General features: G+C 36.6%; 14 protein-coding genes. 10 read left to right on the forward strand and 4 right to left on the reverse strand.

Annotation, left to right across the window (positions count from 1 at the left end; all coding sequences use genetic code 11):
• The first annotated feature begins 132 nt into the window (after nucleotides 1-132).
• The 8 genes from hemL to G5B98_RS02880 all read left to right on the forward strand — a co-directional run bounded on the left by hemL (nucleotide 133) and on the right by G5B98_RS02880 (nucleotide 6,841).
• Nucleotides 133-1,416 (forward strand): glutamate-1-semialdehyde 2,1-aminomutase, encoded by a 1,284-nt coding sequence (hemL, locus tag G5B98_RS02845; protein WP_196087118.1) that lies wholly within the window; start codon nucleotides 133-135, stop codon nucleotides 1,414-1,416.
• Nucleotides 1,416-1,694 (forward strand): AtpZ/AtpI family protein, encoded by a 279-nt coding sequence (locus G5B98_RS02850; protein ID WP_196087119.1) that lies wholly within the window; start codon nucleotides 1,416-1,418, stop codon nucleotides 1,692-1,694. The genes hemL and G5B98_RS02850 overlap by 1 nt, the downstream gene beginning before the upstream one ends.
• A complete protein-coding gene (locus tag G5B98_RS02855) occupies nucleotides 1,678-2,202 on the forward strand; it encodes a hypothetical protein (RefSeq protein WP_232525372.1) in 525 nt (174 codons plus the stop codon). The genes G5B98_RS02850 and G5B98_RS02855 overlap by 17 nt, the downstream gene beginning before the upstream one ends.
• Nucleotides 2,192-3,436, forward strand: coding sequence for an MFS transporter (locus tag G5B98_RS02860; protein WP_196087121.1), 1,245 nt, complete (start codon nucleotides 2,192-2,194; stop codon nucleotides 3,434-3,436). Before G5B98_RS02855 ends, G5B98_RS02860 begins: the two co-directional genes overlap by 11 nt.
• A 21-nt stretch (nucleotides 3,437-3,457) precedes the next feature.
• A complete protein-coding gene (locus tag G5B98_RS02865; protein ID WP_196087122.1) occupies nucleotides 3,458-5,089 on the forward strand; it encodes a flagellar hook-length control protein FliK in 1,632 nt (543 codons plus the stop codon).
• Nucleotides 5,089-5,349, forward strand: a complete 261-nt coding sequence (locus G5B98_RS02870) for a FlhB-like flagellar biosynthesis protein (RefSeq protein WP_021090972.1) — start codon at nucleotides 5,089-5,091, stop codon at nucleotides 5,347-5,349. The genes G5B98_RS02865 and G5B98_RS02870 overlap by 1 nt, the downstream gene beginning before the upstream one ends.
• Before the next feature lie 111 nt (nucleotides 5,350-5,460).
• Nucleotides 5,461-6,030 carry a CheB methylesterase domain-containing protein gene (locus G5B98_RS02875; RefSeq protein ID WP_021090732.1) on the forward strand — a complete coding sequence of 190 codons (570 nt, stop codon included), beginning with the start codon at nucleotides 5,461-5,463 and terminating at the stop codon, nucleotides 6,028-6,030.
• Entirely contained in the window at nucleotides 6,017-6,841 is an 825-nt protein-coding gene (locus tag G5B98_RS02880) for a CheR family methyltransferase (protein WP_081004427.1), read from the forward strand. The genes G5B98_RS02875 and G5B98_RS02880 overlap by 14 nt, the downstream gene beginning before the upstream one ends.
• 49 nt (nucleotides 6,842-6,890) lie before the next feature.
• Here G5B98_RS02880 and G5B98_RS02885 read toward each other — a convergent pair whose 3' ends face one another.
• The 3 genes from G5B98_RS02885 to G5B98_RS02895 are packed head-to-tail and all read right to left on the reverse strand — an operon-like array spanning nucleotide 6,891 to nucleotide 9,768.
• Entirely contained in the window at nucleotides 6,891-8,087 is a 1,197-nt protein-coding gene (locus G5B98_RS02885) for an MFS transporter (protein WP_196087123.1), read from the reverse strand.
• A gap of 1 nt (nucleotide 8,088) precedes the next feature.
• The gene (locus G5B98_RS02890; protein ID WP_196087124.1) at nucleotides 8,089-9,291 is read right to left on the reverse strand and encodes a copper resistance protein NlpE; all 1,203 of its coding nucleotides are present in this window, start codon (nucleotides 9,289-9,291) and stop codon (nucleotides 8,089-8,091) included.
• Nucleotides 9,292-9,339: 48 nt separating this feature from the next.
• Entirely contained in the window at nucleotides 9,340-9,768 is a 429-nt protein-coding gene (locus G5B98_RS02895) for a copper resistance protein NlpE (RefSeq protein ID WP_087584760.1), read from the reverse strand.
• An 80-nt stretch (nucleotides 9,769-9,848) separates the two neighbouring features.
• Here G5B98_RS02895 and G5B98_RS02900 point away from each other — a divergent pair, with 80 nt between their 5' ends.
• Entirely contained in the window at nucleotides 9,849-10,763 is a 915-nt protein-coding gene (locus G5B98_RS02900) for an SPFH domain-containing protein (RefSeq protein WP_054196349.1), read from the forward strand.
• Complete coding sequence (locus G5B98_RS02905; RefSeq protein WP_196087125.1) at nucleotides 10,760-11,152, forward strand: NfeD family protein; 393 nt, start codon at nucleotides 10,760-10,762, stop codon at nucleotides 11,150-11,152. Before G5B98_RS02900 ends, G5B98_RS02905 begins: the two co-directional genes overlap by 4 nt.
• A 22-nt stretch (nucleotides 11,153-11,174) precedes the next feature.
• On the opposite strand, the gene G5B98_RS02910 is transcribed toward G5B98_RS02905, so the two are convergent.
• The gene (locus G5B98_RS02910) at nucleotides 11,175-11,381 is read right to left on the reverse strand and encodes a hypothetical protein (RefSeq protein WP_107686600.1); all 207 of its coding nucleotides are present in this window, start codon (nucleotides 11,379-11,381) and stop codon (nucleotides 11,175-11,177) included.
• Between the last annotated feature and the right edge of the window lie 8 nt (nucleotides 11,382-11,389).

Consider the following 11,389-nt stretch of genomic DNA (forward strand, 5'->3'; position numbering starts at 1 on the left):
TACCACAGCTAAGCCAGCTGAGTCAGCAAAAACCGCTACTACGCAAGCACCAAAGTCGCCAGTAAAACTAGTAACAAATCAAAAAGATAATCAAAAGACAAATTTAAAAACACAAAATCAAAAGGATAAAAAATGACAAATAAAGAGGCATTTAGCGAAGCCAAAAAATATATCCCAGGTGGTGTAAATTCGCCTGTTCGTGCATTTGGAAGTGTTGGTGGTGAGCCTGTAATGATCGATCACGCTAGGGGTGCTTATATCTATGATGTCGAGGGCAAAAAGTATCTTGACTTTATCCAAAGCTGGGGACCGCTCATATTTGGCCACTGCGACAAAGATATCGAAGAGGCGATCATCTCTGCTGTAAAACAAGGCGTCTCATACGGCGCTCCATCTCCAAAAGAGACAGCTCTAGCAAAGCTAATATGTGATGAGTTTAAACAAATAGATAAAATTCGCTTCGTTAGCTCTGGCACAGAGGCTACCATGAGCGCTATCAGAGTGGCTAGAGGATATGCCAAAAAAGACGGACTTATCAAATTTGAGGGCTGCTACCACGGACACAGCGACGCACTTCTTATCAAAGCAGGAAGTGGCGCTACGACATACGGCAACGCATCAAGCAGCGGCATACCACAAGATGTTGTGAAAAACACCTATTTGGCAGTTTATAACGATATAGAAAGCGTAAAAGCCATTTTTGAAAATAATAAAGACAAAATCGGCGTCGTCATAATCGAGCCAATCGCAGGAAATATGGGGCTTGTGCCAGCTGATAAGAAATTTTTAGAGGAGCTTAGAGCGCTTTGCGATAAATTTGGCGCTGTGCTTATCCTTGATGAGGTTATGAGCGGTTTTAGGGCTTCTCGCCTTGGCTCATATCCATTTCACGAGGTGGATGCTGACCTTGTCACATTTGGCAAGGTTATAGGCGGAGGCATGAACGTCGCTGCTTTTGGTGGCAAAGCTGAAATCATGGACTGCCTAAGCCCAGAGGGCGCTGTCTATCAAGCAGGCACGCTAAGTGGCAACCCAGTGGCGATGAGCGCTGGTATAGCGGCTATTTCTAAGATAAATAGCGATCCAAATTTATATGCTAGACTTGAAAAACTAGCTAAAAAACTAATGGACGGCTTCAAAGAGGCAGCAAAAAGTGCTGGCATCGCTATACAAACCGATATTCGTGGCTCGATGTTTGGTTACTTTTTTACAGATCACGCTGTGAAAAACTACGACGATGCGCTAAAAAGCGACACAAAACTCTTTGCTAAATTTCACCAAGCGATGCTTAAGCGTGGAATTTATCTAGCACCAAGTCAGTTTGAGACGGGATTTATCTGCGATGCGATGAGTGAAGCCGACATCGATCTAGCTATAAATGCAGCCAAGGAAGCATTTTTGGAGATAAAAGCTTAATGGCAAAGCTAAAAGTAAAAGATATAGTAGTAGGTGCCGAGCAGCTAAGCCTTGGCATATCGATGGTTGTAGCTGTGGTAATCGGAACTGGACTAGGATATCTTGTAAAAAAGGCTACAAATTTCACGCTAGCACTTTGGATAGGGCTTGTTTTTGGTATTTTGGCGGCTATTTTAAACGTATACAAGGCTTATAAGGCACAGGTAAAAAGCTTGGATGAGCTAAAAGACGAGAATAGGTTTAAAAGCTACGAAAAAGATGATGATGAGGACGATTAGCAGGCTTTTTATTTGCTATTTTGTGCTTTGGCTTGTCCTTAGTGTGATTGGCAAATTTGTATCATTTTCATTTTTTATAAGCTCGCAAATTTCATTTTTTGCCTCGCTCATTATCTTAACGGCTAGTTTTTTTGCCTATAAAAACCGCATAAACTCAAGACTAGAAAATGCTAGAGATGAAATTTTAGCCACAATAGAAGAGGACGAGGATGAGGAGGATGAAATTTCTCCTCAAGAAGAGGTGAAAGAATTTAACCTAAAGGATGAGAAAACAAGGCTAAAAAAGCAAAAATTTTCATTTAAAGATAAGAGCTATGTGGCAGCATTTATGCCTTACCGTTTGGTGGCCTATGCAGCATTATTCTTGGGATTTTTATTTTTAAGAAATGAAAATTTACTAAACGTGCCTGGCTTTTTAGTTGGGCTTGCTCCCATGCCCATTGGAGCGTTTATTTTTGGCATAATGCAAAATAAACATAGTTTAACAAGGAATGCAGATGGCAAGTAGCTTTAGGATTATCCGCTCGATGGGGCCGCTATTTTTTGGTATGAGCTTGCTTTTTATTGGAAATGGTCTAGTTATCGCCTCTTGTAGTGCACTACTAAAACAAAGCGGCGTTGGTGAACTAGAGATCGGCCTTATAAATATGAGTTTTTTTGTGGGTGCACTTGTTAGTACTATTACAGCTCATAGAGTCATCTCAACTACTGGGCACATCAGAGCATTTGCCATCTTTTCAGCCATTTTTGCGGTCTCAGCTATGCTTCATGCAGTAAATCAAAATTTAGTATTCTGGGCGATATTGCGTGCATTTTTGGGATATTGCTACTACGCGCTTTTGATGGTTATAGAAAGCTGGCTAAATGCAAAAATTCCAAATAAAATAAGATCTCGCGTGATTGCCTTTTATGAAGGCGTTTTTTACACGAGTTTTGGACTTGGCATTTTGATCTTGGCGCTTAACCTTAATACCTTTGAAATTTTCATCATAAGTGCAGCTTTTATCATGCTCTCAAGCATTCCATTAAATTTGATCCGTATAAATCAGCCTCAAATCCCAGAGCGTCAGCCCATAAATATCCCAAAAATTTTTGGTATCGTCCCGCTCGCTCTTGTTGGTGCGCTCATTGCGGGCTTAGCAATAAATGGCTTTTTTTCGATGGCAAGCCTTTTTGTCTTGCTTCAAGGATACGGCACAAAAGAGGCGTCATTTTTTATGACGGTTGCGATGATCGGAGGCTTTTTAGCTCAAGTTTTTATCGGTAGTTTCTCTGATAGATATGGCAGAAGGCCAGCTATCTTGCTTTGTAGCAGCGTGGCTTTAATAAGCGCAGTTTTGTTTTTACTAAATGGCAAAAATTTAACGGTTGAATATCTGCTTTCATTCTTTTTTGGGGCTGGAATTTTTTGCACATATGGACTTTCTTTAGCTAGGGCAAATGACGAGATCACAGACAAGACAAAGAGCGTGCAAGTCGCACGTGCTTTACTATTTAGTTACTCTTTGGCTTCGCTTTTCTCGCCGCTTCTTATGAGCTATGCGATGAAAATTTTTGGAGCATTTGGCTTTATCTATGTTTATTTGGTGCTTTTTGCTGGACTTATTTTATTTGCACTAACACAAAAGACAATACCACAGCACATGAGAAAAGAGTATAACGACAGGCTCGTTGCAAGAACGGCTGGCATAGCTACTATTGAGCAAAATGGAAATTTTGCCGATAGAAAAAATAAAAAGTAAAAAATGGACGTAGGAAATTCTTTGAATATATCAAACACTTCGGTTCAAACCGGGCAAAATACTACTCAAAATGTGCCAGTTCGTAAAAATGAAGGCTCGCTTTTTAAAAATCAGCCAAGCGTACAAACGCCTAGTGAGCAGAGCATTTCAGAGACACTTGATAATGTTGGAAAACTCGTTGCAAGAGTGCTTGATGATCTAAAAAGTGCTTCAAGTCTTAGCAAGGCTGAACAAATTTTATCTCAGGCAAAAGATACGAAAATCGCTCCAAATTTAGCCAGTGAGCTATCAGACCTTACAAAAAGCTTAGAAGCAGAAGCAACCCAAAATGAAAGCCCTGAGATAAAGAGCCTTGCACTAAAGCTAAAAGAATTTCTAAAACCAATAGCCGATCTAAAAGCCGGCTCACTAAATGATCAGATCAAAAACTCAGGCGTAATGCTTGAAGCAAATTTAAAAGACGCACTTAGTCCAGAGAAGCTTCCAAGCTCGGTTCAGAAGCTACTAAGCGATATAAAAAATCTCTCAAGCGGGAATTTACTAAATCAAATTTTAACCCTAAATGATGAAAAATTAGACAATCAAAATTCTTTTTCAAAGCTTGCTTCTATACTTGAAAAAGCGAGCAATGACGCAAAAAACATTCTTGATAACTCAAACATAAAAAAGCTTTTAAAAGACGTTGATAAGCTTGATAGTGTGGTTAAATTTTTGGATAAAAATTTTTCAAAAGATCAAAATGGCGAGCTAGTAAAAAATCAAATAGGCAAAATACAAAATTTCATCTCAAATTTAAGCGAGAAAGTCACAAGCCTGGCAAATGAAAAGCTAAATCAAAATTTTGGTTTTAGTCAAAATCACAAAGAGCTAAAAACTATCCTTGATAGCATAAAAAACGATCTAAAAACGCTAAATAACATAGGTGATGAAGCAGGGCTTGTAAAGGCGTTTAATGAGATGAGCGATGTTTCAAAGGATGGTAGCTTGCAAGATAAGCTCCAAAGTGCGGCGAGGCGTCTTGCTCATAGCCTAAGTCTTGCTGATGCTAAGGCAAGTTTGGCTAAAAATGAGCTAAGTGAGAGCAAGGCGCTTTTAAAGCAGTTAAATCTCGCCACAAACGATATAAATAACATTACGACTAAAAATAGCAGCGAAATTTCAAAAGTGCTAAGCCAAGATATAAAAAGCACGCTTTTAAATATCAGTGAAAAGAGTCAAAATCCGCAAAGCGTAAATGCCGCAAATAAGATGATTTCACAGATCGAGATGCATCAAATGATATCAAGCCTTCAAGGCGGGATTCAAACTTATATGCCTTATATTTGGGATGGCGTTGAGGGTGGAAATATCGCATTTAAGCAAGGCAAAAAGGATAAATTTTACGCTCAGATCGATCTAAATTTTAAGAAATTTGGACAGATAAATGTGATGGTTGGACTTATTGATAAAAGGTACATTGATCTTTCGGTAGCTACGCAAACAAATGAGTTTAAGGAGCTAATCCTCTCAAACTCTAGCGAATTAAAACAAGCAATATCAAAGCTTGGACTTATAGTTTCAAACTTTAATATCAAAATTTTGTCAAAAGTGAAGCTAAATGATAGATTTAAAAAATTTGGTGGCCTTGATGTGGGCTTTGATAAGAAAATTTAATGCAAGTAAATAAGAAAAAAGCAGTAGCTCTTGGCTACAACAGATCTAAAGATAATGCTCCAAGAGTGCTGGCTAGTGGCGCTGGCGAGATAGCAAATAGAATAATCGATCTTGCAAAAGAGCATGATATACCGATCAAAGAGGATCCTGATCTTATTGAAATTTTAAGCAAGGTTGAAGTTGATCAAGAAATTCCACCAAATTTATATAAAGCTGTTGCTGAAATTTTTAGCTTTTTATATAAGATCACAAAGAAATGATCTATAAATTTGCTTAAAAATTAGCAAGGCATATAAAGAGTGGCAGGGATATTGACGATATACAAAAAGTGGCGTAAGCTAAATATTAAATTAAAATTTTAAAGGCTATTTGTGGCACAAAAATTAATATTAATAGGGGCATCTACTGGCGGGCCTGGGCATTTAAAAAAGTTACTAAAAAACGTAAAACTAAATGGAGCTATCATCGTGATAGCCCAGCACATGAATAAAATGTTTATAAACTCTTTCGCTATGCAAATCGGAAAAGAGTGTGGCTTAGATGTTGAAATTTTAAATGAGAGGAAAATTTTAAAAGAAAATACCGTATACGTCTGTGAACAAAATGTAGTGGTATCACCAAATTTACCAATCAGTGCAAAACCAAATACAGAAGAAAAAACTATATATACGCCAAATGTTGATGTGTTGTTTAAATCTGGAGTTGGAATTTGTAAAAGCGCAAATGTCTTAGCTATCTTACTAACTGGCATCGGAGATGATGGTGCATCTGGGCTTGATAAGCTTTATAAGGCTGGAGCAAAATGTATAGCTGAAAATGAAGAGAGTGCGATAGTTTATGGTATGCCAAAACGTGCAAAAGAGCTAAATCAAAGCTTAAAATCATTAAATCTAACTATGATAAAAAAAGAGCTGGAGGATTTTTTAAATGCTATTAACTAATGACGCAAAAGATACAAAAACAATGCAAACAAATACTTCACAAGATATGGATAGTTTTAATGAATTTATGAATGTTATCAAAACTCTTTGCGGAGTTGATCTGGAGCCAAAAAGAGATATTACGTTGCAGCGAATTACTATTTTTATTAGGGATCGCCAGATAAAAAGCTTTAAAGATCTTGTTTCAATGATAAGATATAACTCAAGCTTACGACAAGACATTTTAAATCTAGTAACTGTAAATGAGACTTATTTTTATAGAGAGTTGCCTCAACTTAAAGATGTGATATATTACGCAAAGGAGCTTGGAGGAGCTAGAATTTTGTGTGCTCCTTGCTCTACTGGAGATGAGTCATATTCTCTCGCAATGCTTGCTTATGAGATGGGATTTAAACAGCATGAAATTTCAATCGTAGGTATAGATATAAACTCAGAAGCCATAGCAAGCTGTCAAAACGGCATTTTTAGTGAGAGGAGCTTGCATAGGTTAAGCGATTTTCAAAAAGAGAGATTTTTTACAAAAGTCGATGATAAATTTAAGATAAAAAAAGAAAACTTACCAAGGTGTGAGTTTAAAATTTTAAATGTTTTTGATGATGCTATTTTTAATCTAGGAAAATTTGATATCGTACTTTCAAGAAATATGATGATCTATTTTGATGATGATTTTAGATTAAAATGTGTTGAGAGACTTCATAAATTGCTTAAGCCAGATGGTAGGCTTTACGCTGGGCACGCTGATCTTGTGCCTTACACTCCAGCTTATGAAAAGCGCTTTTCAAATGGAACTACCTACTATCTAAAAAAATAAAAATTTACCAAGTCGCCTTTTGAGCTTAGGCGACTTAATTTAAAATCAATTACCTTATTTTGTAGCTTTTTAATACTATGTGATAGTAAAAAGCCCCTACAAAAAAGAGGCTTCCCATAAAACTTGCAATCATCTCAACGCTAAGTCCAATATCATAAAGCAGACCAATGATAAATGAAATAAGAGCGCTAAAGCCAAGAAAAACCATATCGTTATATGCAATCACTCGGCCATAAAATTCTTTTTTGCAGTTTTGCTGAAGCATTGTATAAGTGTAGCTCCAAAGACTTGATGTGCAAAATCCAGCGAAGATAATGCCAATAAGTGATAGATAAAAATTCCAAAGCGATAAAGCCCAAATGATGATACCAAGGCCTTGACCGATATATACGAAAATAAGCGTATTTTTATTTATAAATTTACTAAGTATGGCTGGAGCAAACATAAGTGAAATGGATCTTGAAGTATTTAATAGTCCTATAATTAGTGATGTCGAGAGTAAATTTGCATATTTGTAATCAGCTAAAAGTGCTATCAATGCGTCATAAGCAGTAATGCCAACAAAGGCGTGCAAAAATATAAGGTGCACGATGAGTCTGTTTTCTTTTAAATAAACAAGGCCATTTTTTAGCATTTTTAGTGGTTTTTCTATAAATTCTGGCTTTAGACCTTGTAAATTTAAAAAATATAAAAATCCAAAGCTAAGAATGTATAGTATGCCATCAAGCAAAAAGGCGCTTTTAATACCAAAAAAGTGTATATAAACTCCCGCTAGCCCCATGCCAGCGGTGTATGAGACTGCCCAGATGATAGAGTGGATCTCATTTGCGAGTTTGAGATTTTCTTTGCTTAAAATTTTTGGCAGTACGCTCATCTCTACTTGAAAATACATTCCGCCAGTGCCATTTCTAACAAAAATAATAAGTAAAAGTAGCCATAAAAAATCAAGTGAGTCTATAAAAAGAAGCATGAAAACGCTTATCGTCTCAACTGCCATCATGATGACAAGCATTGGTTTTGGGCTAAATTTATCAACTAAAATTCCACTAAATGGAGCTATGACAACACCTGGGATAAATGCCATCGCTGCACTTAGCGTAATTGCCCAAACAGGAGCGTCAAGCTTGATAAGAAGGGTAAAAATACCTGTGTGCGAAAACCATACGCCAAAATAGCATATAAGCTGAATGATGCTTAAGAGGCGAAAATTTTTCTCTTCTTTTAAAAGTTTAAGATATTCTTTCAACTTATTGATTCCACATTAGCGTTATTTGCTCTATCTTTGTTTCATCTGGGATATCGTTTAGGCTTGTTATCTCTTTGACAAGTGGATTTTTTAGTGTGATTAACATATCGTGGCTATCTATTTTTAGATAGATATTGTTTTTGTCACTACTAAATTTAGAAATAACAAGAGAATTTTTTATATCTTTGAAATTTGATTTAAGGCTGATATTTTCTGGAGTTTTAAACTCGCTTGAGTAAATTTCAATGCTTGTGATAATGCCATTTAGCAAGGTGTATTCAAAAATTCTTTCATTTTTGTTTGTTACGATGTGGCTGTTTTCTTTTTTTGTGTTATCCCGTTTTATGTTTTTTGAGCCATAAATTTTTATCACATCTCTATTTGCTGATTCGTTTGTCAGCTCTGCAAAAAAGCCTTTGCCAAAGAGATTTTTTTGATCTTTATCTTTTTTATATCGTCCACTTATGTGAGCATTTTTACAAATTTTGTCATTTGCTACTAGAAAAATTGCATTATTTATCCTGTGTATGCTTAGAGCAATGCCTTTTTCATCTAAAAGGTAAAAAATTCCTTTGTCGTAAAGTAGCTCAGAGCTAAACTCGCAAAGTGGCGAGCCATTTTTTAATGATGAATAAAAACTTATTTTCGCACCATTTTTGCTTGGTACGATTACAATGTCTAAAAAGTTATCTTTGTTTTTAAATTTATAAAATTTAGCAAAAAAACTATCTTTGTAAGCTTTATTTACCGGCTCGAAATTATAAATTTGAGCTAGCACGCCAACTCGCTTATTTTTCTTGTCATCAAGCTGAAGAAGGGAATTTTTATTTGGTGCAAAGTAGCTAAGATTGCCATTTTCATCTTTTAAAATGATAGCACTATCATCAACATCAAATGTGCCATTTTTTTCAACCAAGCTTACTTCTTTATCCATAGTAAGCATTGTTTTTGTATAGGTTTTGTCTTTATTTAACGTGATGATAGTTTTTATGCCTTCGCAGTTTGGGCAAGGCAAAATAGTGTGAAAACTACTATAAATTGAGTTTGGAAGTATTAGCTTTTCTGGCTTTTTGGGTGTATTTACTTGAACTAGCGGCTTGTCTTCTTTTACTGTATTTTGTGTGTTTTGATTTGGCTCTAAATTTTCATTTTTTGCGCAGCCAAGGATGAAAAATGAGATAAGTATGGCAAAAAGATATTTCATTTGCAACTCCTTAAAAATTGCGAAATTATATCATTTTGCCTTTAAAATTTATTTTACGCGTTTAAAGATGTATTTATCTTTTAGCTCGCCAGTGACCTCTTTTTGATCCATATCTAGCATTTTTAGGTTCTCGCCCTCTATTTTATAAAAGCTCTTTTCTTTATACTCATCAATCGTTGTTATCACACCATTTTCGATTGAGTATTTGCCTTTGCTAACGGCTTTGTAGTTGTCTTTTGACTTATAGTCCATCACGCTTTCAAATGTACCATCTTTTTTTAATGTTAAGCGTGAATCAACCCCCATGCAGCTAGCGCAAGGTAAAAATGCTTTATAAGTGCCCTCGATGCTGCTAATTGGAGCTTCGCAGCTACTTTTTACTTCACATTTGCCTTGTGGGACGTTTGCATTTTGGCTAGATGAGGCACAACCTGCCAAAAGTAGAGCCGCACTTAGTGCAAATATAAAATTTTTCATGCTAATCCTTTTTGAAAATAAAATTTAAAATGTATTATAATACTTAAGAAAATAACAAATTATAAATTAAAGGAGTAAAAATGCAAATCGAAGCATTTGGCGTTTTAGTCGTAGTTCTGGTTATCTTTGCGTTCTTGTTTTTAAAGGCTGGTATCAAGATTGTCTCACAAGCTGATAATCTACTCATTGAGCGACTTGGCAAATTTCACAAAGTGCTTGATGGCGGATTTCACATAATCATACCATTTGTCGATCAAATAAGAGCGATAATCACCGTAAAAGAGCAGCTAGTAGATATTACAAAACAGCAAGTCATCACAAAAGATAACGTTAATATAAGCGTCGATGGCATCGTCTTTTTAAAGGTATTTGATGCAAAAATGGCAGTTTATAACGTAGATAACTACAAGCGTGCCATTGCAAATTTAGCCATGACAACACTTCGTGGTGAGATAGGCGCGATGAATCTTGATGATACACTAAGCTCACGTGACCGCCTAAATGCCGCACTTCAAGTGGCTCTTGGCGACGCTGCTGGCAACTGGGGCGTAAAGATCATGCGTGTAGAAATTTCTGAAATTTCTGTCCCACTTGGCATCGAAGAGGCGATGAATATGCAGATGAAAGCTGAGCGTGAAAAACGTGCGATCGAGCTAAAAGCCCTGGCTGAAAAAGAGGCACTAATACGCAATGCCGAAGCACTAAAACAAGAAAAAGTACTTCAAGCAGAGGCGATCGAGCGTATGGCTGATGCGAAAAAATACGAACAAATCGCTATCGCAACGGCTCAAAAAGAGGCTATGGATATGATAAATGATAGTATGAGCAAAAACGCAAATGCAGCAGAATTTTTGCTCGCTCGCGATAGAGTCGGGGCATTTAGCGAGCTAGCTAAAAATAGCTCAAAAGATAAAATTTTAGTCCCTTATGAGGCGACTGAGCTTATTGGTTCACTTAGCGTTTTGAAAAATTTCCTAGCTAAGGATAAGGCGTGATCAGCCCTTTTATAATGATAGCAATCGGTGTGGTTTTGTGCATCACCGAGTTTATCTTTTTCTCGTTTTATTTGCTATTTTTTGGCATAGCTTTTATCGTAGTTGGAGCTATAAATTTTGGTTTTAGTTTTGCTTGGAGCTATCAAATTTTAATTACAGCAGCAATTGCGATTGTACTTCTTGTGCTTTTAAAAGCGCCGTTAAAGAGTAAATTTATGTCTAGAAAAGAGAACTTTAACGAGGAATTTTTAGACGAAGCCGGAGTTGGCGAGATCAGAGAAAATATGGTCTATTTCAAAGGCACACTTTGGAAATATGATGGAAATTTAGCTAATGGAGAGAAGGTGACAGTTCTTGGCACCAAAGGTGACAAGGTGATATTAAAATAAAAGTGCCATTTGGCACTTTATGCTATTTTGCGTGAGCTGGGCAGCCTGCTGGCATTTGCTCATGCATCGCTCCTTGCATGCCATGATATGGGCAGCTTGGCATATTTTCTTGCATCATTTTTTGATGATGAGGACAACCGCAACCTTCGTGGCTTGCTGGCTTTGGCTCATTTTTAGCACAACCAACTAAAAATAGTCCGCAAATAACGGCAAATACTATCTTTTTCATAACTCGCT

The sequence above is a fragment of the Campylobacter concisus genome, assembly GCF_015679985.1.
Taxonomy (GTDB): domain Bacteria; phylum Campylobacterota; class Campylobacteria; order Campylobacterales; family Campylobacteraceae; genus Campylobacter_A; species Campylobacter_A concisus_AC.